This window comes from Halomonas sp. M20 (genome assembly GCF_020622265.1).
GTDB lineage: Bacteria > Pseudomonadota > Gammaproteobacteria > Pseudomonadales > Halomonadaceae > Modicisalibacter.
In genome coordinates this window covers 1,103,032-1,129,265 of record NZ_JACNMQ010000001.1, presented here as the reverse complement: position 1 = coordinate 1,129,265, position 26,234 = coordinate 1,103,032, and the positions used below count along the sequence as shown (strand labels likewise).

Annotated in this window: 26 protein-coding genes; 5 read left to right on the top strand and 21 right to left on the bottom strand. The window is 58.9% G+C overall.

What is annotated here, in order from left to right:
- Nucleotides 1-86: 86 nt before the first annotated feature.
- Together H7850_RS05280 and xthA are read left to right on the top strand one after the other, a co-directional pair.
- Nucleotides 87-350, top strand: a complete 264-nt coding sequence (locus tag H7850_RS05280; protein WP_227368406.1) for a hypothetical protein — start codon at nt 87-89, stop codon at nt 348-350.
- On the top strand, nt 350-1,165 hold the full coding sequence (xthA, locus tag H7850_RS05275; protein ID WP_227368404.1) for an exodeoxyribonuclease III: 816 nt from the start codon (nt 350-352) through the stop codon (nt 1,163-1,165). Before H7850_RS05280 ends, xthA begins: the two co-directional genes overlap by 1 nt.
- A 70-nt stretch (nt 1,166-1,235) precedes the next feature.
- Here xthA and H7850_RS05270 read toward each other — a convergent pair whose 3' ends face one another.
- Both H7850_RS05270 and H7850_RS05265 read right to left on the bottom strand, forming a co-directional pair.
- A complete protein-coding gene (locus H7850_RS05270; RefSeq protein ID WP_227368402.1) occupies nt 1,236-2,174 on the bottom strand; it encodes an electron transfer flavoprotein subunit alpha/FixB family protein in 939 nt (312 codons plus the stop codon).
- 14 nt (nt 2,175-2,188) lie between these two features.
- Nucleotides 2,189-2,938, bottom strand: a complete 750-nt coding sequence (locus tag H7850_RS05265; RefSeq protein ID WP_227368400.1) for an electron transfer flavoprotein subunit beta/FixA family protein — start codon at nt 2,936-2,938, stop codon at nt 2,189-2,191.
- 302 nt (nt 2,939-3,240) lie between these two features.
- Between H7850_RS05265 and H7850_RS05260 the strand changes: the two genes are divergently transcribed.
- Nucleotides 3,241-4,890, top strand: a complete 1,650-nt coding sequence (locus H7850_RS05260; protein WP_227368547.1) for an electron transfer flavoprotein-ubiquinone oxidoreductase — start codon at nt 3,241-3,243, stop codon at nt 4,888-4,890.
- 212 nt (nt 4,891-5,102) lie between these two features.
- On the opposite strand, the gene H7850_RS05255 is transcribed toward H7850_RS05260, so the two are convergent.
- From H7850_RS05255 to H7850_RS05180, 16 genes are all read right to left on the bottom strand, one after another.
- Nucleotides 5,103-5,939, bottom strand: a complete 837-nt coding sequence (locus tag H7850_RS05255) for a sulfurtransferase (protein WP_227368399.1) — start codon at nt 5,937-5,939, stop codon at nt 5,103-5,105.
- A complete protein-coding gene (locus H7850_RS05250; RefSeq protein ID WP_227368397.1) occupies nt 5,936-8,119 on the bottom strand; it encodes an ATP-dependent helicase in 2,184 nt (727 codons plus the stop codon). The genes H7850_RS05255 and H7850_RS05250 overlap by 4 nt, the downstream gene beginning before the upstream one ends.
- Nucleotides 8,116-8,667 (bottom strand): DUF1285 domain-containing protein, encoded by a 552-nt coding sequence (locus H7850_RS05245; protein ID WP_227368396.1) that lies wholly within the window; start codon nt 8,665-8,667, stop codon nt 8,116-8,118. The genes H7850_RS05250 and H7850_RS05245 overlap by 4 nt, the downstream gene beginning before the upstream one ends.
- Before the next feature lie 36 nt (nt 8,668-8,703).
- Nucleotides 8,704-9,531: a TatD family hydrolase gene (locus H7850_RS05240; RefSeq protein WP_227368395.1), complete on the bottom strand. Its 828-nt coding sequence runs from the start codon at nt 9,529-9,531 to the stop codon at nt 8,704-8,706.
- Between the two features lie 47 nt (nt 9,532-9,578).
- Entirely contained in the window at nt 9,579-9,914 is a 336-nt protein-coding gene (locus H7850_RS05235) for a PilZ domain-containing protein (RefSeq protein ID WP_227368393.1), read from the bottom strand.
- 33 nt (nt 9,915-9,947) lie between these two features.
- Nucleotides 9,948-10,931, bottom strand: coding sequence for a DNA polymerase III subunit delta' (locus tag H7850_RS05230; protein WP_227368392.1), 984 nt, complete (start codon nt 10,929-10,931; stop codon nt 9,948-9,950).
- The gene (gene tmk / locus H7850_RS05225) at nt 10,925-11,581 is read right to left on the bottom strand and encodes a dTMP kinase (RefSeq protein WP_227368390.1); all 657 of its coding nucleotides are present in this window, start codon (nt 11,579-11,581) and stop codon (nt 10,925-10,927) included. Before tmk ends, H7850_RS05230 begins: the two co-directional genes overlap by 7 nt.
- 12 nt (nt 11,582-11,593) lie before the next feature.
- Nucleotides 11,594-12,595, bottom strand: a complete 1,002-nt coding sequence (gene mltG / locus H7850_RS05220) for an endolytic transglycosylase MltG (RefSeq protein ID WP_227368388.1) — start codon at nt 12,593-12,595, stop codon at nt 11,594-11,596.
- Nucleotides 12,596-12,609: 14 nt separating this feature from the next.
- Nucleotides 12,610-13,437 carry an aminodeoxychorismate lyase gene (gene pabC, locus H7850_RS05215; protein WP_227368387.1) on the bottom strand — a complete coding sequence of 276 codons (828 nt, stop codon included), beginning with the start codon at nt 13,435-13,437 and terminating at the stop codon, nt 12,610-12,612.
- A 6-nt stretch (nt 13,438-13,443) separates the two neighbouring features.
- Nucleotides 13,444-14,682: a beta-ketoacyl-ACP synthase II gene (gene fabF / locus H7850_RS05210; protein WP_227368386.1), complete on the bottom strand. Its 1,239-nt coding sequence runs from the start codon at nt 14,680-14,682 to the stop codon at nt 13,444-13,446.
- Nucleotides 14,683-14,852: 170 nt separating this feature from the next.
- Nucleotides 14,853-15,086 (bottom strand): acyl carrier protein, encoded by a 234-nt coding sequence (gene acpP, locus H7850_RS05205; RefSeq protein WP_048306287.1) that lies wholly within the window; start codon nt 15,084-15,086, stop codon nt 14,853-14,855.
- Nucleotides 15,087-15,184: 98 nt separating this feature from the next.
- The gene (fabG, locus tag H7850_RS05200; protein WP_227368385.1) at nt 15,185-15,934 is read right to left on the bottom strand and encodes a 3-oxoacyl-ACP reductase FabG; all 750 of its coding nucleotides are present in this window, start codon (nt 15,932-15,934) and stop codon (nt 15,185-15,187) included.
- 21 nt (nt 15,935-15,955) lie between these two features.
- A complete protein-coding gene (gene fabD, locus H7850_RS05195) occupies nt 15,956-16,909 on the bottom strand; it encodes an ACP S-malonyltransferase (protein WP_227368384.1) in 954 nt (317 codons plus the stop codon).
- Nucleotides 16,910-16,920: 11 nt separating this feature from the next.
- The gene (gene plsX / locus H7850_RS05190; RefSeq protein WP_227368382.1) at nt 16,921-18,009 is read right to left on the bottom strand and encodes a phosphate acyltransferase PlsX; all 1,089 of its coding nucleotides are present in this window, start codon (nt 18,007-18,009) and stop codon (nt 16,921-16,923) included.
- A gap of 35 nt (nt 18,010-18,044) precedes the next feature.
- Nucleotides 18,045-18,215, bottom strand: coding sequence for a 50S ribosomal protein L32 (rpmF, locus tag H7850_RS05185; RefSeq protein ID WP_227368381.1), 171 nt, complete (start codon nt 18,213-18,215; stop codon nt 18,045-18,047).
- A gap of 31 nt (nt 18,216-18,246) precedes the next feature.
- Nucleotides 18,247-18,774, bottom strand: a complete 528-nt coding sequence (locus tag H7850_RS05180) for a YceD family protein (RefSeq protein WP_227368379.1) — start codon at nt 18,772-18,774, stop codon at nt 18,247-18,249.
- 120 nt (nt 18,775-18,894) lie between these two features.
- Here H7850_RS05180 and H7850_RS05175 point away from each other — a divergent pair, with 120 nt between their 5' ends.
- Nucleotides 18,895-19,512, top strand: a complete 618-nt coding sequence (locus tag H7850_RS05175; protein WP_227368378.1) for a Maf family protein — start codon at nt 18,895-18,897, stop codon at nt 19,510-19,512.
- Here H7850_RS05175 and sppA read toward each other — a convergent pair.
- From sppA to H7850_RS05160, 3 genes are read right to left on the bottom strand one after another with little or no spacing between them, the layout of a single operon-like run.
- A complete protein-coding gene (sppA, locus tag H7850_RS05170) occupies nt 19,497-20,576 on the bottom strand; it encodes a signal peptide peptidase SppA (RefSeq protein ID WP_227368376.1) in 1,080 nt (359 codons plus the stop codon). The two genes, H7850_RS05175 and sppA, sit on opposite strands and share 16 nt — an antisense overlap.
- 25 nt (nt 20,577-20,601) lie before the next feature.
- Complete coding sequence (locus tag H7850_RS05165; RefSeq protein ID WP_227368374.1) at nt 20,602-21,252, bottom strand: HAD-IA family hydrolase; 651 nt, start codon at nt 21,250-21,252, stop codon at nt 20,602-20,604.
- A gap of 35 nt (nt 21,253-21,287) precedes the next feature.
- Nucleotides 21,288-22,229 (bottom strand): RluA family pseudouridine synthase, encoded by a 942-nt coding sequence (locus tag H7850_RS05160; RefSeq protein WP_227368372.1) that lies wholly within the window; start codon nt 22,227-22,229, stop codon nt 21,288-21,290.
- Between the two features lie 700 nt (nt 22,230-22,929).
- On the opposite strand from H7850_RS05160, the gene rne reads away from it, so the two are divergent.
- Nucleotides 22,930-26,118 carry a ribonuclease E gene (gene rne / locus H7850_RS05155; RefSeq protein WP_227368370.1) on the top strand — a complete coding sequence of 1,063 codons (3,189 nt, stop codon included), beginning with the start codon at nt 22,930-22,932 and terminating at the stop codon, nt 26,116-26,118.
- Nucleotides 26,119-26,234: the final 116 nt, after the last annotated feature.

Below are 26,234 nucleotides of genomic sequence, written 5' to 3'. Positions count from 1 at the left end.
TTCAGGCGGCATTCCCCGCAGGATGACGGTCGGCAGGTTGTTCAAGGGCTGGTAGAATCGACAGCACTGAATTCAGGATCGCAATCATGACGCGCAGAAAAAAGACCCGCTCACTGGCGGATAAGGTGAGCATCCGTACCGGCAAGCGCAAGGATTATCGTAAATGGCGCCGGGACAATCCGGGTGAAGTGACACCTTCTCGGCGCTATGTCGAGAAGAAACGTCAGCAACGCAAGGGCCAGGCGGCGCGCAAACTCGAGCGTGAGCGTAGCGCTCCCACTCTTGATCTGCACGCAACTGATCCAGGCGAAAAGCCATCTCAGGAAGACGATAACAGCAAGGAGTCGTGATGCGACTGGTCTCATTCAACATCAACGGTCTTCGCGCCCGCCTGCACCAGCTCGAAGCGTTGATCGAGGCTCACGCACCGGACGTCATCGGCTTGCAGGAAACCAAGGTACATGATGACGAATTCCCTCTCAAAGCCGTCAAGGCGCTTGGCTATCACGTTTATTATCATGGCCAGAAAGGCCATTACGGCGTCGCCATGCTCTGCCGCCAGGAACCTCAGGCGGTTTTTTACGGTTTTCCGGATGATACCGAAGAGTCCCAGAGACGCATGATCGGTGTACGTCTAACCTGCACCGATGGGGAGCCTCTGACCGTATGGAACGGTTATTTCCCGCAAGGCGAGAATATCGATCACCCCACCAAGTTCCCTTACAAGCAGCTCTTCTACGCACAGCTTGCACGGCTTCTCGAAGAAGACCACTCCCCCGCCGAGCGCATTGCTATCATGGGGGATTTCAACATCTCACCCGAGGATATCGATATCGGTATCGGTGAGCCCAACCGCAAGCGCTGGCTTCGGGAAGGAAAGACCAGCTTCCAGCCGATCGAACGGGAATGGCTGGGACGTATCAAGCATTGGGGCATGCAGGATTGCTACCGGATTTGCCATCCTGAGAGCAACGATTATTTCAGCTGGTTCGATTATCGTTCCAAGGCCTTCGAACGCGACCCCAAACGCGGCCTGCGCATCGACTACATTCTTGTCAGCCCACCACTGACCGACAAGGTAAGCGGCGCCGGCATCGACTATGAACTGCGCGCCATGCAAAAACCCTCGGATCATGCGCCGGTATGGGCCGACTTCTCTTTTTAGGTTTATCTGAAAATTTTCCATAAAAAACCGGTACCTTTACGGGCACCGGCTTTTTATGGCGTTTTTCAGATTACAGCTTCTGTTCAAGCTCCGGGAGGATTTCGAACAGATCGCCGACGAGTCCATAATCCGCGACCTGGAAGATCGGCGCGTCCTCGTCCTTGTTGATGGCGACGATCACCTTGGAGTCCTTCATCCCCGCCAAGTGCTGGATGGCTCCGCTGATGCCCACGGCGATGTACAACTCCGGGGCGACGATCTTGCCGGTCTGCCCGACTTGATAATCGTTGGGCACGTAGCCGGCATCCACCGCGGCCCGAGACGCACCCAGGGCGGCACCGAGCTTGTCGGCAATGCCTTCGAGCAGCTTGAAGTTCTCGCCGCTACCCATGCCGCGCCCCCCAGAGACCACGACCTTGGCACCGCCGAGTTCCGGGCGTTCGCTCTTGGCCAACTCCTCGTCGACGAAGCTCGACAGGCTGTTATCGACCACCGTGTCGACCGCTTCGATCGTGGCGCTATTGCCCTCGCCTGTTGCATCGAAGGCGGTGGTGCGGATGGTCATGACCTTGAGAGCATCTTCACTTTGCACCGTGGCGATGGCGTTGCCGGCGTAGATCGGGCGCTTGAAGGTATCGGCGCTGTCTATCGCCATCACTTCCGAGAGCTGGGATACGTCCTTGAGGGCCGCCAGGCGCGGTAGCACATTCTTGCCGTTGGTGGAGGCGCTGGTCAGCACATAGGCGTAGTCATCCGCCAGGGCAACGAGTAGATCCGCCAGGGGTTCGGCCAGTTGATGGGCGTAGACGGCGTTGTCCGCCACCCGTACCCGGGTCACGCCCTCGAGCTTGGCTGCGGCTTCGGCAACGCTGTCGATGTTTTCACCGGCCACCAGCAGGTCGATGTCGCCACCGGCGTGCTCGGCAATCTGTCGGGCTGCGGCCACGACGCTGGCGGTGGCATCGTCCAGATGGCCGTCGTGATGATCGGCCAGTACCAATAGGCTCATGAAATCAGCTCCTCTTAAAGCACTTTGGCTTCGTTCTTGAGTTTGTCGACCAGCTCGTCCACGGAACCGACCTTGATGCCACCCTTGCGCTCCGCCGGGGTCTCGACCTTGAGCAGGCTGACCCTGGAGGCTACCTCGACGCCGAGATCCGCCGGGCTCTTGGTCTCGAGCGGCTTCTTCTTGGCCTTCATGATGTCCGGCAATTTGGCATAACGCGGCTCATTGAGGCGCAGGTCCGTGGTGACGATAGCCGGCAGACTGAGTTCGAGACGCTGCAGGCCGCCGTCGATCTCGCGCGTGATCTGGAGCTTGTCGTCCTGCATCTCGAGCTTGGAAGCGAAGGTGCCCTGGGGCTGGCCGGTCAGGGCGGCGAGCATCTGGCCGGTCTGGTTGTTATCCGTGTCGATGGCCTGCTTGCCGAGAATGGTCAGCTGGGGCTGTTCCTCGTCGATGACTTTTTTCAGCAGCTTGGCCACCGCCAGGGACTCGACCCGCTCATCGGTCTCGATATGGATGGCGCGATCGGCGCCCAGCGCCAGGGCGGTGCGCAGCTGTTCCTGGGCGGCCTTGGGACCGATAGAGACGGCCACGACTTCCGTCGCGATGCCCTGCTCCTTGAGACGCACCGCTTCTTCCACGGCGATCTCGCAGAAGGGGTTCATGGCCATCTTGACGTTGGTGAGATCGACGTCGGAGTGATCCGCCTTGACGCGAATCTTGACGTTGTAATCGATGACGCGTTTGACCGCGACGAGTACTTTCATGGCGTCCTCGCTAGATTGTAAGGGCTTACCAGCATACGGGATGCAAGCATGCAAAGATTTTTATCCGATTCAAGTGTGCCATAGCTTTACCAGCATCCCAATAAAGCGCTTAGTCGCATATTGCTCGCTTACATGCCTCGGTAACATGGAACACCCAATCAGGTTTTAATATCGAAAACACCTGTTGTAAATATGAAACACTCGTTGCAAATATAGCAGAGACCAGACACTTTACCTATAAAGTACAAAGACGTGAGAGCAAAACTTCGCAATGAAGGAGATGAGACGTGGAACGTGAATCAATGGATTTCGATGTGGTCATCGTCGGTGCCGGCCCTGCGGGGCTCTCCGCCGCCTGCCGGTTGATGCAGCAGGCGGGTGAGGTCGAACGCGAACTCAGCGTATGCGTGGTCGAGAAAGGCTCCGAAGTCGGTGCGCATGTTCTCTCCGGCGCGGTGTTCGAGCCCCGCGCACTGGCCGAACTCTTCCCGGACTGGGCCGAACGGGGCGCGCCATTGACCGTTCCGGCAACCCGGGACGAGGTCCATCTGCTCAAGAACGCGGAGTCGACCCAGAAGCTGCCCAACGCCCTGGTGCCCAAGACCATGCATAACGCGGGTAGTTCTCCCAACTACGTGATCAGTGCCGGTAACCTGTGCCGCTGGCTGGGTGAGCAGGCCGAGGCTTTGGGGGTGGAGATATTTCCCGGCTTTGCCGCCCAGGAAGCACTGATCGACGACGACGGTATCGTGCGCGGCATCGTGACCGGCGACATGGGTGTGGCCGCAGACGGCAGCGAGAAGAGTGGTTACATGCCGGGCATGGAGCTGCGTGCCAAGTATACCCTGTTCGCCGAGGGGTCTCGCGGCCATATCGGCAAGCGTCTCATCGAACGCTTCAACCTCGATGACGGCAAAGACCCGCAGCACTATGGCATCGGCTTGAAGGAGCTGTGGGATGTGCCCGCCGAGGTGCACGAACCGGGACTGGTACTCCACGGCTCCGGCTGGCCTCTGGACAAGAACGCCCACGGCGGTTTCTTTCTCTATCATGGCGAGGATCAGCAGGTAATGGTCGGGCTGATCATCGACCTGAGTTATACCAACCCGTTTCTATCACCCTTCGATGAATTCCAGCGCTTGAAACACCACCCGCTGCTCAAGCAGTACCTGGAAAGCGGCAAGCGGGTCGCCTATGGCGCCCGAGCAATCACCAAGGGCGGACTCAACTGTCTGCCGAAAATGACCTTTCCCGGCGGCCTGCTGATCGGTTGCGATGCGGGCACCCTGAATTTCGCCAAGATCAAGGGTCTGCACACGGCGATGAAGTCCGGGATGCTGGCGGCGGAGACGGTATTCGAGGCATTGGGCCAGTCGGACGAAGCCGATAGAGGGGGCAAGGAGCTTACGGATTTCACTACGAAATGGGAACAGAGCTGGGCCTATCAGGAACTCGAGCAGACCGCGAGCTTCGGCCCGGCGATTCACAAGTACGGCACGGTTGGGGGCGGCGCCTATAATTTCGTCGATCAGCTTTTCAAGGGCAAGCTACCCTCGCTTCACGACACGACCCCGGATTACGCCAAGCTCACCCCGGCGGATCAGGCCGAGAAGATCGACTACCCCAAGCCCGACGGCAAGCTCTCCTTCGACAAGACCTCCTCGGTGTTCATGTCCAACACCAACCACGATGAGGATCAGCCTTGCCACCTGCGCCTGAGCGATCCGGACATCCCGATTCGCGACAACCTGCCGAAGTACGATGAGCCGGCGCAACGCTACTGTCCGGTCGGAGTCTACGAAGTAGTGGAAGACGACGCTGGCAAGCCTAAGTTCCAGATCAACTTCCAGAACTGCATTCACTGCAAGACCTGCGACATCAAGGACCCGGCGCAGAACATCACCTGGGTGCCGCCGGAGGGGGGGGGTGGGCCGAATTATCCCAATATGTAAGAGCATGCCCACGCTCTGGAAAATCCCTGATTCATGGATGATAGGTGCCGGGGACAAGGCGGAGCGAGGGTCTTTTGCCATGGATGGCAAAAGTAGCGCCCAGGGATGGGTTTACAGCGCCCTCGCGAAGGCTTGCCCGCGGCAAAACCTATCTATCCACCGAACCTGTGAAATGAGTTCTTAACGCTTTAATGAACGCGTGGCCGCCGGCATTAGGCGTCGCCGGTGGCCACGGGCCGCTGTGGATCGCGTATCCAATGGCTCCAGGAGCCGGCATACAGGCGCGGCAGTTCGCGACCGGCAATGGCGAAGGCCAGAATGTTGTGGCAGGCGGTAATGCCGGAGCCGCAATAGCTGATCACACCTTCCTGCTGAGGCAGTTCGGCATCCAGGGTCTCGCCACTCTTGAAGTAGCCCTTCTGCGTCAAATTGGTGCTACAAGGGCGACATAGGGCACCGGGAATATGACCGGCAACCGGGTCGATGGGTTCGACCTCGCCGCGAAACCGTTCCTTGGCGCGAGCATCGATCAAGGTACCGGGCATGGATAGCAGTCCCTCGGCGGATACCAGTTGGCTGTCGTCGAACGCCGGCTGCCAGTCACTCGATGCTACATTTCTCGCTTCCTGAGTTATCTCACCGCCCTCTTGCTGCCAGGCTGGCAGACCGCCGTCGAGCAGGCGCACATCCGAATGGCCCGCCCAACAATGCAGCATCCACCAGGCGCGAGCTGCCGCCATCTGGCCGCCCATATCGTCGTAGAGAATGACCGGGGTTTCCCGGGCAATTCCCAAACGTTGCACCGTGGCAGTAAACGCGGATTCCTTGGGCAGTGGATGACGCCCCTGTTCGCCGGGACTGGACGCCAAGTCCCGATCCAGATCCAGGTGATGGCTGCCAGGAAGATGGCCGGCCTGCCATAAACGACAGCCCGCCTCGGCATCGTCGAGCCGTGCTCGGCAATCCAAAATACACAGCGGCGCATCGGAAGCCAGCATCTCTGCCAGCGTTGATGCATCAATTACCGGGGATGACGGCGAAACGTTCATGACAGCGATTCTCCTTGCAGGTGTTTGAGCGGCGCACGACGCGCAATCAGGCGGCGGCGTCCCGCATTCGCAAAGCGTACCTCGATGACCGGATTGGCTGGATTGCCCTCGACAAGCAGGATTTCGCCGGCACCGAACACCTCGTGCATCACATGCTGGCCAGGCGCATAAAAATCATCGCTTTTTGCTCGGCGAGTCGCGGGCGCGAGTGGCAAGGATGCTCCCAACGCAGCAAGATAGCGCTCGACCAGTTGTGGCGATGCAACCTCCACTGCGCTCGTGCTGCCGTCACGCAGCGCCTGGGCAATGCGATTGCCATCCTGCCAAGCGCTCTCGGCAAGAAAGCGGCTGGGCCGATGCTCCCCCCCGTCATGAAGCATCAAGAGGCGCTCCTTGGCTCGGGTGATGGCGACATAGAACAAGCGGCGCTCCTCTTCGAGCCGTTCGTCGCTCAAGGGGTTATCGCGACTGTAGTGGGGAAAATCCTCCTCATTCGCCCCCCACAGCCCTACCAACGGCCACTCGAGCCCCTTGGCACTGTGTACCGTCGTGATGAGTACGCCCTCGGCTGAATTCTCTTCGGAACGGTGAGACAGATTGATGAAGTTTTCCGGCGCTTGAACGAGTTCGTCTGCCTGCTCGATCAGCACATCGAGCAATCTCACATCTTCTTCGCCCTTCTCGCGCCGCGCCGCTGCCCGCTTGAGCACCTTTTGTGCATCAAGGCGCTCGACGATCAATTCGAGCAGCCGTGCCGGTGGCAAGCGGGCCAGACTGGGTAGCTCGCACAGCAGCTCCCAGCGGCGCTTGAGATTGCGTCGCTGCATGGGCTTGAGCCCCGTCAGCAGGGAATCATGGCGCTCCGGCCAACGCCGGCTTGCGGCCAGGTATTGCGCCAGCGCCTGCAACCGCTCCCGTGCCACGAACGGGGTAGGTTGCGACAGCAGCAACAACAGATGCTCCGGGTTCTGCAGCAGTCGTGGCTCGCGCGCCAGGCGTAGATACCCTGCCAAGGCCTGGACCAACGGTAGCCGAAAGACAAAGCGATCCTCTCTGGAAAGACGGAAGGGAATGCCGGCGCGCAGCAGTTGAAGCTGTAATGACACGGACAGCGTCCAGCTTCTTACCAGAACACAGGCCTGATTCAGAGCGCGCCCGTGTTGTTGCCAGCGAGTCAACTCCTCGATCAGCCGGCCGCACCCCTGTCCGGTATCGATTGTCGTATCGGGATTGTTCGGGGCCGGCACACACAGCTGATCGGGGCGACGGCGGTTGGCGTGAATGGCATGATTGGCGGTCAATGCCAGTGCATGACCGTGGCGAAAGGTCATCGATAGCGGGTAATCCGTGGCGCTGCCGAAGCTCGCAGTAAAACGCTCGAGCATGTAATCCGGCCGCGCCCCTCGCCACTCGTAAATACATTGATTGGCATCGCCCACGACCATCACTTCTGCTCGACTACCGGCAAGCAAGGCTAACAGACGCTGCTGCGCCTCGTTGATATCCTGATACTCATCGACGATGACATGGTCGAGAAAGCCCTGAACTCGCGCTCGCGCCTCCGCATCACACTCAAGACAACGCAGCGGACGGTACAGAAGATCCGCGTAGGTCGCTTTACCGTGCTGCTCGAGCAGCGACTCCAACCGGTCGAAGGCTTCGACGAAGTGACCGGTATCCGCACCAAGATCGAGGCGCTCGTAAAACGCCCCCGGCGCGATCATCTCCGCCTTGACCAGCTCACAGAATTGACTGAGGGTCTCGAGCCGGTCCGGCTCCAGGGCGGCCTCCTGGGAGCCATCGTCACCACTTTCCAATGCCAGCATGACCGCCTGACGCAGCAGCCGCTCTCGCTGCCAGTCCGCCAACAATTCCCGGGGCGCAAGATAGCCCCAGCGGGTAAGACTCTGGGTGAGACGATAACCGATGGAATGAAAGGTACGAACCTCAGGTAGCACCTGACCCGTAGGCGCCAGCGCCGCGAGCTTGGCGGTGAAGTCTTCTCGGGCGGCCCGATTGAACATCAACACCATGATGCGCCGCGCCGGAACCCCCTGAGCCAACAGATGCAGCACCCGGGCCACCATAGTGGTGGTCTTGCCGGCACCGGCCACCGCGGCAACACGAGCATGTCCAGCCCCGTGGGCAACCACCGCCTGCTGTTCAGTGGTCAGCTTCACAATGACTCCGTATCGACCGCTCCCAGGGGTTGCCAGACATCCTGGCTGACTATCCCCAGCTCCGTACGGCCCTGTGAATCCGATCGTTGCTCGGCAAGTTCGATCAGGCGGTAATAGACATTGCGATTCAAGCGGGCGCGAAGTCCAAAGCGCACGGCGACGTCGGGTACCGAATCGCCTTCCTGATTCTCGGCAACGGCTAATTGATGGTCGTTACCCAAATCGAGGCAATCACCCACGTTGGTGGTCAATCGCCAGAGGTCTGACTCCTGTTCCGCATCGACGATCAGAAAGGGACGGTCCTCGACGCTAATGCGCATCTTCTCAACTGGAGTGACCAGGTAATACTCGCCATCCGCTTCCCGACGCAGCACCGTCGACAACAACCTCACCAGGCGCGAACGCGTGATCACCGTCCCTTCGTGAACCCAGCTGCCGTCGGCGCGTATGACCAGATCCATGCTGCCGGACTGCTCGGGATTCCACTGGTCGACCGGCGGTATCGCCCCTTCGGATTCGATCTGTGAGAGTAATGGCTCCAGCGACATGGCGTGTCCTCCCTGACAAACGATTGCGAATGGTCTTTACACCAGATTAGTGTCTGCCAGCATTTGTCGCATCTCCTGAGAGGCCTGAGGTGCAGCGGCACGGAACAGCCGGTAGAAATTGACCGTGGTCTGCATGGCCACCTCCTCGAGGCTGATGCCCCGCTCCCGCGCGATACAGTCAGCCACTTCCACCACCCACTGGGGCTCGTTGGGCTTGCCCCGATGCGGCACCGGCGCAAGATAGGGGCTATCCGTCTCGATCAGCAGGCGATCCAGCGGAATCACCCGGGCCAGTTCGCGGATCGCGTTTGCGTTGCGAAACGTCACGATACCGGACAGCGATATGAAAAAGCCTTGGGCCACCGCCTGGCGCGCCATATCCACATCTTCGGTAAAGCAGTGCAGCACGCCGCCGATTGCCGGGTCTGTATGCTCGCGAATCAACTCGAGCGTCTCTTGTTTAGCGTCCCGGGTGTGTACGATTACCGGCAGTTCGAGTTCGGTGGCCGCCTGCAGGTGGCGCTTGAAGCGCTCGAACTGAGTTTCCCGACTGATGGAATCGTAGTGGTAGTCGAGTCCGGTTTCGCCAATGGCCACCACATCGAAGCGCTCGGCGCAGGCCTTGATCGCCTCGATGTCTGGCTCGGAATCGACGCTGTGCAGCGGATGCACGCCAGCGGAAATGACCACGTCTTCATGACGCCTGGCAATTTTGGCTAGCCCTTCGACATCCTCGAGGGTAACGGCAATGGCCAGAAATTGGTGCACATCCCGAGCCCGGGCAGCGTCGAGCGCCGCGTTGAGGTCTCCCGAGTGATTCGTGAGATCGAGGCGATCGAGATGACAGTGGGAATCGACAAACATTGGCAAGCACTCGGCCGATGAAAAGAAATTATGCGATGCTGAGGTGTTCAGAGAGTGTAGGTGGGCGCATCCCGGTTCAACTTTCCCGCCAGGAGGCTTTCGATATGATCACGAACTGCCTGGTCGTCAGCGCTGAAATGAATACCAATGCCCGGCACACGGTGACCGGTTACCCCGGGCGGTGATACCCAAACGACCTGACCGGTTACGGAAAATCGCTCATTTTCTTCGGGTAGCGTCAAGAAGAGATAGACCTCCTGCCCCAGGCCGTAGCGTTCCTGGGTAGGCACGAAGAGTCCGCCTCGCTCGAGCATGGGCATATACGCCGAAAGCAGCGTTTGTGTATCCTTGATGGTCAAGGACAGGGCTTTTTTTCCAGCCATGTTCAAGCCTCATAATGATCGATAGAAATGCGTTCAGGAACGCAACAGTGCCGACCAGCGAATCAGCCAGGCTTCAAGCACCAGTTGAGGGTTGGGGTTGCCACCCGCTATCAGCAGGCGACGCTGCTCCCGGGCGTAGTCGAGCAGGCGAAACCAGTCCTGAACCCGTGCGTTCTTGACTGCCTGGCGATAAAGCGGCAGAAGGTCGAGATTGCGCACTCGGACTTCTTCACTGGAAAGCCCCAGACGAATCAGGTCCTCGAGCCAGGTAATACCGTACCACAGGATCCGATCGACGGCCTGACGCTCCAGACGCGCCGCTTCGGCAACGGGCTCACCGCCCCTTACCAACGCATCGAATAGCTCTTGCAGCTCTTGACGCAAACCACGCGATTCAGCGCTCGCCAGTTCTTTAGCCAGTAACGGCAGCCCTCCTGAAACCCTTAGCCAGAATTCGCCTTCGCTCCCTTCTCCCAGCGCTTCTTGCAACCAAGGAAGGCACATCGATCTTGTCGGCACACCCAGCGACCAGTGCTGGCAGCGAGATCGAATGGTCGCCAGCATGCGAGACGGAACGTCCGCCAGTAAAATAAACAGGGTCCGCTCCCCGGGCTCTTCCAGGCTCTTGAGCAGCGCATTGGCAGCGGCAACGTTCATTGCTTCCGCCGGCTGCAGGAGGATGACGCGATAACCACCCTGCTGTGGTGTCTGGGCGACGAAGTGATTGACGTCACGAATCGGATCGATACGTATCTGACGGCTTTTCTCCGCAGGCGAGACACGTAGGAGATCCGGATGATAGCCCGCCTTGAGCATGTGGCAACTGTGACATTCACCACAGGCCGTATCGCTCGGCATTCGGCACAGCGTACGCGCCAGCAGTGCCTCGCCCAACTCCTGCTTGCCTACCCCGTGAGGCCCGGATAGTAGCAACGCGTGAGGCAACCGCCCCGCATCCTGCAACCCCGTCAGTCGCTGCCATATGGGCTGTTGCCATGGCAGTGGCTGTATCAGCATGAGGCCCACCAGGACTGCAACACAGTTTGGATATGCTGCTGGACGTCTGTCAGCGGCTTGGCGGCATCGATGATTGCAAAGCGTTCCGGGTCAGCGTCGGCTCGCCTGAGATAAGCCTCTCGCACGGCGCTAAAGAAGTCGACCCGCTCCTGCTCGAAGCGATCGCGTTCGTTACCTCGATCGGTGACGCGCTGCTGGGCGGCACTGACCGGCATGTCCAGCAGCAACGTCAGGTCTGGCTGAAGGTCGCGCTGAACCAAGGTTTCAAGGGTAGCGATACGCGCACTGTCGATGCCGCGTCCTCCACCCTGGTAGGCAAAGGTGGCATCGGTGAAACGATCGCACACGACCCATGTGCCACGCGCGAGCGCCGGTCGGATGAGCTGCTCGAGATGCTGTGCCCGAGCGGCGAAGATCAGCAGCAGTTCCGCATCGTCACTCAGCGGCTCCTGCTCGACCGGATCCAGCAGCAGTTGTCGAATAGCCTCGCCCCGCAGCGTGCCACCCGGCTCCCGAGTACGCAGGACCTCGACCCCTCGGCTCTGTAGAAACTCGCAAACCACACCGAGATTGGTACTCTTGCCGACGCCTTCTCCCCCCTCAAGAGTGATGAAGCGTCCATGTCCGCTTCCAGATCGATCATCCAGCATGACGTTTTGAACTCATCGGTTGAGAATATAGCGGCGCACTGCGGCGTTGTGCTCTTTCAAATTTCGCGAAAAGTGATGGGTGCCATCTCCCTTGGCAACGAAATAGAGCGTATTGCCTTCGGCGGGATGCACCGCCGCATCAAGGGCCGCACGGCCAGGCATGGCGATCGGCGTGGGAGGAAGACCGGAAATCACGTAGGTATTGTAGGGGGTAGCACGGCGCAGGTCCGCACGGGTGATATTGCCCTCATAGTCATCGCCCATGCCATAGATCACCGTGGGATCGGTCTGCAGACGCATGCCCTTCTCCAGCCGGCGCTTGAACACGCCGCCTATCTCGCCACGCTCGCCATCGGCACCGGTCTCGCGCTCGATCAAAGAGGCCATGATCAAGGCTTCATAAGCGCTATTCAGAGGCAAATCCTCATCTCGCCCTTCCCAGGCTGCCTCCAGCTCCGACGCCATGCGTGCATGAGCCTGGCGCAATATATCCAGGTCGCTGCTGCCCTTGTGATAGCGATAGGTATCCGGAAAGAAGCGCCCTTCCGGACGCTGATCCGGGTGATTCAACTCGGCCATGATCTCGGCATCGCTCATCTGCTCGCTACGCTGGGACAGCTTGGGCGCGGCAGCCAGCAGCTTGCGCATCTGATCAAACGTCCATCCTTCCGGGATCGTCAATGGATAGGACACGACTTTGTCGCTGCCCAGCAGAGTAATGGCTTCCTGGGCGCTCATGCCTGGTTTGAGCATGAACTCCCCGGCACGAAGCTGCGGCACGCTATCCGGCGATACTTTGGCCAGCAATCGCAATGACCAATCATCGGCAAGGATATCGCGGTTGGCGAGATCGCCGACCACCGCATTGAAACTGGCCCCGCGAGGCACTTCATAGAGCGTGGGCTCATCGATGGCAATAGGCGACGTCAGCCTCGATTGCCAGTAGGTGAAGCCGGCGAAGCTCAGTGCCGCCCCTATCACCACAACGATCAACAATGCCTTGAACAGGCGCATTAAACATTCATCCTCTAAAGCGTTGAGGGATAACCGAGCAACTCATGTGCTGCCGACTGGAAGGTGCGATGGAGGTCATTTATTGCCCATCGCATGACGGACGAGCCCGATGCGTCTTCAAGACAGGTCACCGGCCATATGCCTTGAACCGAATTGCCGATCCACAGTGCATCGACTGTATTCAACACCTCGACTGGACAAGACACTTCTTTCAGCGGACGTTTCGCTAGCAGCGCCGCTCGCAAGGTACCGGCAACACCACAGCGATCGAGTTGCGGTGTTTCCAGACAGCCATCGCGTAGCCAGAACAGGTTCATGCAGGTGGCTTCCACCAGAGCGCCATCGCTATCGCAGAGCAGACCTTCGGCAATACGGTCGTCACACCACTCCTGGCGAGCAAGCACATTCTCGAGACGATTGAGATGCTTGAGTCCGGCCAAACGAGGCTGCCACCCAAGTTGCAGCGCGCATAGCCGCACCGTCACGCCTTCACGCCAGCGATCTTCTCGCGGTGCAAAGGGTGATAGTTGCCAGCGCATTCGTGGCAAAGGGCTAACAGGAGGAAGGTACCCGCGACCGCCACTACCCCGAGTGACAACGATCTTGAGCACATGCAGCCCGGGACCAGCTTCGGCCGGCAAGGCATCGAGCGCATGCCGTTCAGGCGCGACCATGGCCAACCGCTCGCAACCTTGCGCAAGACGTGCCAGATGCTCCTGCCACAACACCGGCTGGCTGTCTCGGATCAGGACGGTTTCGAACAAGCCATCTCCGTAGACAAAGCCGCGATCATCGATTGGAACGCCGGTATCGCCCGAGACATCGCCCCAGTCAACGCTCATGATAAATCAGAGGCGCCCGAAGATCAGCGAACCATTGGTGCCACCAAACCCAAACGAGTTGGATAGAGCGTAGTCGAGGGCAATCTGCCGAGCGGTGTGCGGTACATAGTCGAGCACGCACCCTTCTTGAGGATTGTCCAGATTGATGGTGGGCGGTGCGACCTGGTCGCGCAGCGCGAGAATACTGAAAATCGCCTCGACCGCACCGGCCGCTCCCAGCAGGTGGCCGATCATCGACTTGGTGGAGCTGACTGCCACGGAAGAGGCCGCCGACCCCATCACTTCCTCGATAGCACGGCTTTCCGCCAGATCACCAGTTTGGGTGGACGTACCATGAGCGTTGATATACCCGATCTGGGAAGGATCAATTGCCGCATCGCGAATGGCATTGCGCATTGCCATCGCCGCCCCTCGACCATTTTCGGGTGGCGCGGTCATATGATGAGCATCATCGCTCATGCCGAACCCCTTGATCTCGGCATAGATGGGAGCACCGCGTTTCTTGGCATGCTCGTACTCTTCCAGAACCAGTACACCTGCGCCGTCGGATAGCACGAACCCGTCCCGATCCCGGTCCCAGGGGCGGCTTGCCTCTTCAGGGGCGTCGTTGCGCGTGGATAGCGCCCGGGCCGCGGAAAACCCGCCCAGCCCCAAGGGGGTAGTCGCCATCTCGGAACCACCACAGATCATTGCGTCCGCATCACCATAGGCGATGGTACGCGCACCATAGCCAATATTGTGCGTACCGCTGGTACACGCCGTGGTGATAGCAATGTTGGGACCCTGGAAACCATGCTGAATTGCCAGATTACCGGCGATCATGTTGATGATCGAACCCGGCACGAAGAAAGGCGAGATGCGGCGTGCACCGCCCTTGTGCAGAGCGTTGTGATTGTGCTCGATCATGGGCAGGCCACCAATACCGGAACCGATGGCAACACCAATACGATGCGCATTGTGCTCGCTGCATTCAAGCCCCGCATCGGCAATCGCCTGACCGCCAGCGGCAATACCGTATTGGATGAAAAGATCCATTTTGCGCGCATCCTTGGGATTCAGATAAGGATCGATGTCAAAATCCTTGATCGAACCGCCAAAGCGCGTATTGAAGCCACTGGTATCGAAGTTCTCGATGGAGGCGATGCCGCTTCTGCCTGACAGAATATTGGTCCAGCTCTCCTTTACGGTGTTCCCGACCGGCGTCACCAGACCCAGCCCGGTCACCACGACCCTTCTACGAGGCATCAGCTTTCCTCCAAACGTCCAAAATAGTGTGCATGTGCATGCCACATCGCTTTGGCGGGCATTATAACCGAAGCATGACGGCTATGGGCCAATGCTACTTAAAACAAAAGCCGCTCTGTTTCCAGAACGGCTTTCGCAGAATTAGCGACTTGGGTCACGCTTACGCCATCTTATTGATGAGCAACGACGTAGTCGATCGCTTCCTGTACGGTCGTAATCTTTTCGGCTTCCTCGTCGGGAATTTCAGTATCGAATTCCTCTTCAAGCGCCATCACCAATTCGACGGTATCCAGGGAGTCGGCACCGAGGTCTTCGGTAAAGGAGGAGGTGTTCTGGATATCATCTTCCTTGACGTTCAGGCGCTCGGCCACGACTTTCTTCACACGCTCTTCGATGGTGCTCATTACGTTACTACTCCTAATGGTACATATCTGCCGGCAAAAACTGCCGGGTAGTTTATAGATGGCCTCTGATTGACGCAACCGAGACACTATCCGACAGCCTAATGCATATTCATGCCACCGTTGACCTGCAATGTCTCTCCGGTAATGTAACCCGCCGCATCACTGGCCAGAAAAGCGACGGCAGCAGCGATTTCTTCGGGTTTACCCAGGCGAGCCAGTGGAATCTGGCCCAACAATGACGCTTTTTGATCCTCGGGCAGCTTTTCCGTCATATCCGTTGCAATGAAACCGGGAGCCACCGCATTGACCGTAATACTACGAGAAGCAACTTCACGAGCCAATGCCCGAGTGAAGCCTTCCATGCCGGCCTTGGCAGCAGCATAGTTGACTTGGCCCAGATTGCCCATCGAAGCGACGACCGAACTGATGCAGATGATACGTCCGAAACGTGCCTTGGTCATTCCGCGAATACAGGCCTTGGTGACACGATAGACGGATTTGAGATTGGTATCAATCACTGAATCCCACTCGTCTTCTTTCATGCGCATCAACAAGTTATCGCGTGTGATACCGGCATTGTTGACAAGAATGGTCGGTGCACCGAAGCGCTCGGCGATTGCCGCGATCACACCATCGACGCTGATCTGATCGGTGACATCGAGCATGTGCCCTGCACCCTCGATACCCTGCGCTTTTAGATCGGCATCGATATTCTGGGCACCCTGCTCGCTGGTCGCGGTACCGACCACGACATGCCCCTGACGGCCAAGCTCATGGGCGATGGCTCGGCCGATGCCGCGGCTGGCGCCGGTGATCAGCACAATTCTGGGTTCGCTATTTGTCGTCATGGCGTTTCCCGGTTGTTGGTATTATTGACTGGTGTTGTCGTGAGCAAGTTCGAGAGCGGCGGCAAGGCTGTCGGGATCGTTGGCTGCCATTCCCCTGGCGCTTCGCGCAATACGCTTGTTGAGTCCTGTAAGCACCTTGCCTGGGCCGCACTCGACGAAAATCTGCGCACCCTGACCCACCAAGGCTTCGACGCAATCGGTCCAGCGTACCGGGCGATAGAGCTGTTCGACGAGTCGTGCTCGTAAGGTTTGGACATCTTCCGGCATCCGGGCATCGACGTTTTGAAACACTTTATAGCGTGGTGACTTAATTTCAACAGTCTCCATTGCCTTGGCCAGCTGTTCTGCCGCCGGTTCCATCAATGCGCAATGCGAGGGAACCGAGACCGGAAGCGGAATGGCACGCTTGGCGCCAGACTCCTGGCAGCAGCCAATGGCACGCTCTACCGCTGCCTTGGTGCCGGCAATAACGATCTGACCCGGCGCATTGTAGTTGACCGGCGCGACTACCTCACCTTGGGCAGCATCGCGACAGGCAAGCTCCACTGCCGCATCGTCAAGGCCCAGGATAGCCGCCATGGCGCCTTCGCCCGCTGGCACCGCCGATTGCATGGCATCGCCACGCAGCTTTACCAGACGCACGCCTTCGGCGAAGCTCAACGCGCCAGCGCATACCAGCGCGCTATATTCACCCAGGCTATGCCCTGCCATGGCCACTGGTCGCGGTCCTTCCATTTCCTGCCAGACACGCCAGATGGCGACACTCGACGTGAGCAGCGCCGGTTGAGTGCATGCAGTGGCATTAAGGGCTTCTTCTGGACCTTCCTGCACCACTTGCCAGAGATTATAGCCAAGCGCATCCGCCGCCTCTTCGAAGGTCGTGCGCACCACACTATAACGTTCCGCCAGCTCACGCAGCATGCCTACATGCTGTGAGCCCTGTCCCGGAAACACCAAGGCCAGGGTTTGGGTCATATAGTCACCTTTCAGATATTAGGGTCATCGGTTCTCGAACCCGATTCGCCGTCAAAACAGCAGGAAATACCCGCCTCTTTCGCCAGAATAGCGCGCTGGCCCAATTCTCGCTCAAGATGCACCGGCAAATTGATACGAACCTCCTGCATGGATCGGAATATGGCAGAGGTAAAACCCAATGCGCTGGCACGCCCATGACTTTTGACGACGATACCCGACAATCCCAATAGACTCGCACCATTGTAACGTACCGGATCGAGCTGACTACGCAGACGCTGCAATGCAGGTCGTGCCAGCAAGCCCACCAGACGGCTCCCCCAATGGGCATGAAACGTCGCCTGCATCCGTCCGATCAGCATTCGCGCCAGGCCTTCGCTGGCCTTGAGCACGACGTTACCCACGAATCCGTCGCAGACCACCACGTCCACTGCACCACTGAACAGGCCGTCGCCCTCGACAAACCCGACATAGTTGATGCCCGGCAGCTCTCTGAGCATCGCATCGGCGGCACGAACGCTGGCTGTGCCCTTGGTTGCCTCAACGCCCACATTCAGCAGGGCCACCCGTGGATGGGACAAGTCATCAACGCGGCGCGCCATGACATCGCCCATCAAGGCAAACTCAACCAAACGCGAAGCAGATGCCTCGATGTTGGCGCCCATGTCGAGCATGTAACAACGCCCACCGTTTCGCGTGGGTATTGCCGTACTTATTGCCGGGCGCGGTATGCCGGCGACAGTGCCTAGCGCGCGTCGCGACAAGGCCATGAGCGCTGCAGTATTGCCGGCACTTACCCCCGCATCCGCCTGACCAGAGGCCAGATCGTCGAGCATCATCGCCAGACTACTGGTAGGCGGCGCGCGTAAAACACGGGTGAGCTTCATGTCCTGCGAAACGATATCCGGCGCATGAACCACGTTCAAACGCGCCCTGACCGCCTGTAGACGCTTCGGCAAGCGCGACAGTTCGTCTTGCAGCACTGCCTGCGGGCCATACAGACGCACCTGAAGCTCTGGATGAGCGCTCAGAGCCTCGCTTGTACCCTGAACGGTAGCGCGGGGACCGAGGTCCCCGCCCATGGCATCGATGGCAATATGCACGCCCAGCTCCGGGTGACGCCTGCGATATTACTTATTTAAACGTCGATGACCTTGCGGCCACGATAAAAACCGTCCGGGGCCATATGATGGCGGCGATGGGTCGTGCCGGTTTCCTTGTCCTGAGACAACGCGGGAGAAGAAAGCGCATCATGACTACGACGCATGCCACGCTTGGAACGAGTTTTACGGTTCTTTTGAACTGCCATGAGAGATCACTCCAGAGTATATCGATTCGAATCAATGTTTGTTCTTCAAGGTACGGAGCACCTCGAAGGGGCTAGCAGCCGGCTGTCCCGAGGTTTCGGGCAAGACACCGCTACTCAGCTGATCCGGCGAAACGGCGCAATCCGCTTCGTCGTGATAGACCACCTGCGGCAAACTGAGGATCAACTCATCCTCGAGCATCAACTGCAGGTTGAGCTGTTCGTTTTCTACCACTACCGGCTCGTAGGCGTTCGGCAAATTCGCCGCCATGGCGTCATCGCTTACCATCCCCAGCAGAAAATGGCTTTCGATGGCGATCGGCATGGGCTCGAGACAACGCTTGCATGCCAGATCCAACGTTGCTTTCACCCAGCCTTCGATGAAGTGACGCCCTTGGGCATCCTGGCCGAATTCCAGGCGAACATCGGCGTCGCCTTGCTGCTTGCCGGCTTCTTCGCGTAAACGCACCATGTCATCGAGAGACATTGCCCCCTCGAGGTGTTCGTCGCCGGCGGCCAAACGGTAAGGTTCGACCTTTATGGGAAGTCTAGTGGTTGACATAAGCGCGCAATGATAGGGATTCCCCCCATGCGTGTCAAAGCAGCTATTGCCAAGGCTATACAAGTATCAGACGGGACCGGCACACTGCATTTACCATGATCATTTCAGGACACGACAATAATGAATGACCGACCACGCTTGATTCTTGCCTCCGGTTCACGCTGGCGTCGCCAGCTTCTAGAACGACTCGGCATACCCTTTACCTGGGCCAGCCCGGATATCGATGAAACGCGCAGACCGGAAGAGTCTCCCGAAACGCTGGTACATCGCCTGGCGCTGGGCAAGGCCTTGCAGCTGGCAGATGCCTATCCTAACCATTTGATCATTGGCTCGGATCAGGTGGCGGTGTTCGACGGTGACGTTCTAGGCAAGCCAGGTAACGCTGCAACCGCCTGCGCCACGCTGTCACGCTTTTCAGGACAAAGGGTGCGTTTTCTCACCGGCTTGGCCTTGATCGATACCGCCCGGAACTGCCAGCGCGTCTGCCACGAACGTTACGACGTGATATTCCGGGATTTGAGCGCTGCCGAGATCGAACGTTATGTCGATCGCGAGCAACCTTTCGACAGCGCCGGCAGCTTTCGCATGGAAGGCTTGGGCATCACACTGTTCGAGCGTCTCGAAGGCGATGATCCCAACACCCTCATAGGCCTGCCATTGATCCGCCTATGCGCCCTGCTGCGTGAAGCGGGCCTGGACCCGCTGCTCGACTCGCTCCCGGATCAGGGCAGCTCATAGCGCAGTGGCGAATTCGCCCGAGGCAACCCCGCCCACTCGGCGGCAACGCGCCCGAACTGACGCGACAAGCGCTCGAAGGGGTCTAGTGCCGGCGTGTAATCCCGGGTACGCACCTCACCCAGTCGCTCCCGAGCCAGCTGATCGAGGCTTTTCAAGCCATCGACAAGGCCAAGATCGGTTGCTTGCTCGCCGGTCCATATCAACCCAGTGAACAGCTTGGGATCGTCACTCAGGCGATTGCCGCGCCCCGTCTTGACGTCATCGATGAACTGTTGATGGGTCGTATTCAGCACCTGCTGCCAGAACTCGCGCTGATCCGGCGCGATCTCACTGAACGGATCGAGAAATGCCTTGTTCTCGCCGGCGGTGAACACGCGTCGCTCGATGCCCAGTCCTTCGATGGCTTCTTGAAGTCCGAACCCGGAGTAGATGACGCCAATGGAGCCTACCAGGCTTGCCGGTGCGGCATAGATATCGTCCGCGCCAGCGGCGATATAATAAGCGCCGCTGGCACCGATATCCTCGATGACGGCCAGAATCGGCTTGTCCCCCGCCTGACCTAGACGACGAATCTCATTGAAGATGCGCTGAGACTGCACCGGACTTCCGCCGGGGCTATTGATCTGCAACACCACTGCCTGAGTCTCCTCATTCTCCCAGGCGTCTTGCAGGCCTTCGGTGATACGCTCGGCATTCGCTTCGCCTTCGCTATCGATCACCCCCTCGACGCGTACTACCCCCAGGTGGGGCCCCATGGGCGTTGGCGTCATGCCGGCAAAGAACAGGCTATAAATGCTGGTGGCCAGCAAGCCCAGCAACAGCGCTGCAAACAGGAAGCGAAAGAACAGCTTCCAGCGTCGGGAACGACGCTGCTCGACGAGCACGCCGCCAACCCAGCGATCCATCATCTCCAACTGCGCCAGACGCTGACGCTCCCGCAGCGTGGCGGCATCCTCGCTTCCTCTCGGCTCCGGGGCCTTATCGTCAGCTTCACCGCGACGGGGATCGTCGCGATCCAGCTCGGGGCCGTCGGTCCACTCGTCATAGCGCTTGTCATCGCTCATGGTTCAATCTCGTCAAGTCCGTCGATCAATCGTGTAGCCAGTCAATCAGTTCGGGAAACGCGCTGGCGGTGAAAACAGGTTGACTCCTGGCAAGGCGCTCCGGAGTGTGAACGCCATAGGTAACCGCCAGACGATCCATGCCCAGGGCACGCGCCATTTCCATATCGTATTCGGTATCGCCCACCATCAGGGCTTCTTTAGCCTCGATGCCCGTTTCGGACAACAGCTCTTCGAGCATTTGTGGGTGCGGCTTGGATAGAGTCTCGTCCGCGGTACGGCTGGCATGAAACCAGTCGGTGCTACCCGTGGATTCAAATGCACGATCCAGCCCACGCCGGCTCTTGCCGGTTGCGACTGCCAGGCGGATGTCCTGATCGTCGCGTAGACGCAGAATACCTGCCTCGACACCTTCAAAAAACGGCATCGGCATCTGATCGGCATTCACAAAGTGGTGACTATAGCGCACTCGCAATGCTTCGGCCTGATCCTCAGGCATACCCGGACACATGCGCTCTATCGCCTCGGGAAGCCCCAGGCCAATGATATCCCGCACACGTTCGGCGCCAAGCGCACCCCAGCCGACATCTTGTGCCGCTGCTTGCATGCAGGCAACGATACGCGCCTCCGAATCCATCAAGGTGCCGTCCCAATCGAAAATCACCAGCCGGTAGCGCATTCTTTCTCCTGCAACGTTCATGAATTTAAGCGTACTCAACCTCGCGCGCGCGTCAGCACGGCCTCCAGCGCCGATCCAAGCGGCGCTTTTATGTGTACCGGCCGTCCGCTGGTGGGCTCGGGGAAAGTCAGCGCTGCTGCATGCAGGAATAACCGATCGAGCCTTAGCCCTGCCGCCAGGCGCTGCCCTTCTCGCGTGCCGTACTTGTCATCGCCGAGCAGTGCATGCCCCGCATGTGCGGCGTGCACACGTATCTGATGGGTGCGACCGGTAATGGGCTCTGCCTCGACCAGGGTGGCATTGGCAAAGGTCTCACGCACCGCAAAGCGGGTCCGCGAGACCTTTCCCTGAGGATCGACTCTTACCCGACGCTCCCCATTCCCCGCATCGAAACGATCGAGCCGGGCACTGACATAATCTCGTCGTGCCGGCCAGCGGCCCTGAACGAGCGCCAGATATTGCTTGTCCATCTGGCGCTGCTTGAGTGCGTCATTGAGGGTCAACAATGCCGGACGCGACTTGGCCAGCAGCAGACAGCCCGAGGTGTCGCGATCCAGGCGATGAACCAGCTCGAGAAAGTCGAGATCCTCGCGTACCTGACGCAGCGCTTCAATCAAGCCAATCTTGACACCGCTGCCACCGTGCACAGCGAGGCCCGATGGCTTGTTGATCACGAGCCAGTCCGGGCCTTCGACCAGCACGCTGCCGGCAAGCAGATTACGCAAGTTGTCGCTGACATCGCGCACCGCCACCTCAGGGGCCAGGCGCAACGGCGGTATACGCACGAGGTCGCCGGATACCAGTCGGTAGTCGACCTTGACCCGCTTCTTGTTCACCCGCACTTCACCCTTGCGCAGGATACGATAGATCAATGCCTTGGGCGCGCCCTTAAGACGCGTCCGCAAGAAATTATCGATGCGCTGTCCGGCCTGGGCCTCACCAATTTCCGCCCATTGCACTTCGCGACCCTCGGCCATTTTCCGTCCTCGCATCCACTTGGCAAAACGCGCATCTTATCCCAGTGCAGCACCCTTCGCGTCAATTGCTGTCAAGAGGCTTAACTGTTATATTCCACGCTCACTCTGGTGAAATGTAAAAACCCATTACAGTGCCTGTACAATGAACATACAGGAGAGGGTTTGCAGAACAGAGTCATGATTACGGCAATCAGGGTTTGAACCCTGCTGCCACTGTAGTACCGATGTTACGCCACGCCCGAGTTCTGGACGACCCATACATGGGATTGCCATAACCAGACGGGATTTATCAATACCGCGCCGGAGGCCGGCGGTGGCGAACCGAACAATGCCAGGTGTCTGACGGTGTCTGTAAGGCCGGAAGGGAAGTCATCAACAGTATCCCACCGAAACATGTCTTGCCACTGTCGCGTACTCAACATGATCTTGTAGCACTCTTCTGCCGATGAGTGTTGATTGCACATTCACGACATGAGCTGAGCACAACACAATGCAGGAAGCGGTTCGTCGCCACCGACACCAAGGAATCGCTGACAGAATCGACGAATGAATGAAGCCAGTTTCGCCGCTTGTCGAAAATGCCATATCGCACCAAATGGCTGTCTTCGGTCGATGTCGAGCATTCGGCTTCATTTATCAGGCATCTAAGCAGCGTCTCTCCAAAAGCCGCCGTCCGGCGCGCCTTTAACAGCGAGACAACATGAAACGAATGCTCATCAATGCGACCCAGCCCGAGGAGCTGCGTGTTGCACTGGTCGATGGACAGCGACTCTACGATCTGGATATCGAATCCGGGGCTCGTGAACAGAAGAAAGCCAATATCTATCGCGGCAAGATCACTCGCGTGGAGCCCTCCCTGGAGGCTGCTTTCGTCGATTTCGGTGCCGAGCGCCATGGCTTTCTGCCCCTTAAGGAGATTTCCCGGGAGTACTTTTCAAAGGAGCCTTCCGGGCGTCCCAACATCAAGGAAGTGATCAAGGAAGGCCAGGAGGTCATCGTCCAGGTCGACAAGGAAGAGCGTGGCAACAAGGGCGCGGCTCTGACCACCTTCGTCAGTCTGGCCGGTCGCTTTCTGGTGCTGATGCCCAACAACCCCCGAGCCGGCGGCATATCCCGTCGTATTGAGGGCGAGGAACGCACTCAGCTCAAGGAAGCCATGGGGCAACTCACCCTGCCGGACAAGATGGGCGTCATCGTCCGCACGGCAGGTATCGGGCGCAGCACCGAAGAGCTGCAGTGGGATCTGGATTATCTCGCCCAGGTATGGGAGGCGATCACCGCTGAAGCGACCAAACGTTCGGCGCCATTTCTCATCTATCGCGAATCCAACGTCATCATCCGCGCCATGCGCGACTACCTGCGTCAGGACATCGGCGAAGTGCTGGTCGACAGCCCCGAGGTCCATCAGGAAGCGCTGGGGTTCATCCGCCAGGTAATGCCCTCCTATCAGCAGAAGATCAAGCTCTACGCGGACGACGTACCGCTGTTTTCCCGCTTTCAGATCGAAAGCCAGATCGAGACCGCTTATCAGCGCGAGGTCAAGCTGCCTTCCGGCGGCTCGGTAGTGATCGATCATACCGAGGCGCTGGTCTCCATCGACATCAACTCCGCCCGAGCGACCCGGGGCAGCGATATCGAAGAGACCGCGCTGCAGACCAATCTCGAAGCGGCGGACGAAATCGCCCGGCAACTGCGCCTGCGGGATATCGGTGGCCTGGTGGTCATCGACTTCATCGATATGTCACCGGCACGCAATCAACGTGAAGTCGAAAATCGCGTGCGCGATGCGCTCAAGATCGATCGCGCCCGGGTACAGGTCGGCCGCATCTCGCGTTTCGGGCTGATGGAGATGTCGCGTCAGCGCTTGCGCCCTTCCCTGGGTGAGACCAGCGGCGTGGTATGCCCGCGCTGCGACGGTCAGGGCACCATCCGAGACGTTCGCTCGATTTCGCTGTCCATCATGCGCCTTATCGAAGAAGAGGCGATGAAAGAGCGCAGCGCGCAGATTCGCGCCATTCTGCCGGTATCGGTAGCCACCTACCTGCTCAACGAAAAACGGGCCATTCTCGCAGATATCGAGCGGCGTCAGGACGTTCGCGTGGTATTGCTCCCCAGCCCCGAGATGTCTACCCCGCACTACGACGTTCAGCGCCTGCGGGACGATCACGTGGGAGAAGATGACGAGGACAAATCCAGTTTCGAACTTTCCACGGATACCGAGATTGGTCAAGAGCCCGACCCTTCTTTCGATAAGCCGGTACAGCGTACCGAAGCGGCGGTCAAAGGCGTCGCTCACACGGCGCCGGCGCCGGACTCCCTTCAGCGCCAGCCCGAGCCCGTACAGGCCGACAATGCTTCAAGCGCCTCGTCTGCGGGATTGCTGAGTCGTCTTTTCAAAGGGTTGAACAAGCTGGTCGGCGGCACCGAGGAGACCGCTCCCCCGGTCAAGACCAACGATCAAGCAGGCGCTTCCGGCAATAATCGTCAAGGAAACCGTAACAGCGACCAGGAACAGCGCAACGAACGTACCAATCGCAACACGAACCAGCGCCGGCGTCGCAGCGCAACGGATGACGAACAGCGCGATGAGCGCAAGACGCCCCGGGGTGAACGTCAGGATACTGACAGTCGGAACACGCGAGACAATCGCTCTAACAGGCAGGAAGACAAGGCTTCCTCCCGGGGTAAATCTCGTCAAAACGACGGCGCAGCGAATAACGCGCGCGGCGCTCAGAAAGCTGACAAGGACGACAAGCCAGAGAACAAGCCACGCCGCGACAATCGCAAAGGTCGTGATGACCAGCGCGACAACAAGCCCCAGGCTCAGCCCGATCAAAGTAGCGACAAGCCGCTGGAGAAAGAGCCACAGCAGAAGAAAACCCGGGACGAAAAGAAGGATGAGAGCAAGTCCGACAGCGGTAGCGATGGCGCCCCCAAGCGCACTCGCAATAATCCCCGCCAGCGCAGCCGCAAGCATGCACTGAACCCCAAGGCAGTGACCGAGCAGGAACGTCTGCAGCAAGAGGCAAACGAGAATACTGACTCACCTCAGTCAGCCACTGCCTCGGAAGAGCCAACTCAGCCGACAGCCATAGCGGAAGAAAAGGTTGAGGAAATAACGGAAGAAAACACGACTTCCGCTGAATCGATTGAACCGGCACAGAATGCACGTTCCGAAGAAGTCGAGCAGGATGCACCCAAAGTTGCCCCCACTGCGGAGCGTGCTGCATTCGCTCGTGGCCAGCAGGCCTCGAATGCACGCAATACCAGATCGCGTAAGCAGTCAGCGATGCAGGCAGAAAAGGGTGCAACCGAGAGCGCAGCCGAGAGCACAGCAGCGGGTGCAGCCGAGAGCGCAGCAACGAGCGAGCCCGAGAGTAAGACTGAAAGTAAGGCAGTGAGCGCGCCACAGACGGATACTCAAACGTCATCGGCCACCACCGCCGAACTGGAAAACACGGCTGACGCCACCTCTCAGCAGGATGTGGAAACGCGGCTCAGTGCGGCGGATGCAGCTTCCGATACTCCTGCTGCCATCCCAGAGGCATCGGCGCCCGCAAGCGATGCCGATACATCGCAAGCCGACGACAGGACGGAGGCGGACGCCTTTGCACCCGCCTCACCTGATTTCAGCGAGACACAGGCGGCGCCGGAGGATCACCCGGTAACGCAGATTGCCGACAGCGGCCAAGATGAGGTTGCAGCTGAAGAAACCGCTACAGGGCCGGCCAACGGTGCAATGGATACGGCGACAAGCGACGCCGAGACCACTGATACGACCGAAAAATCGATGTCAGACAGCGATCGGTCTGCACGCCGTCGTCGTGCCCATAACGATCCGCGGGAAAAGCGCCGCAATCAGCAAGGCCACGCAAACGACAATCACTGATGCAACGCCGGCGTAAATAGCCGCACACCCTGTTTCATATGTGCGGCAATTCCGTATCAGAAGCGCCTGAAAACGTACGTTTTCGGGCGCTTTTTTTATTGGCGCTGTTCAAGCAT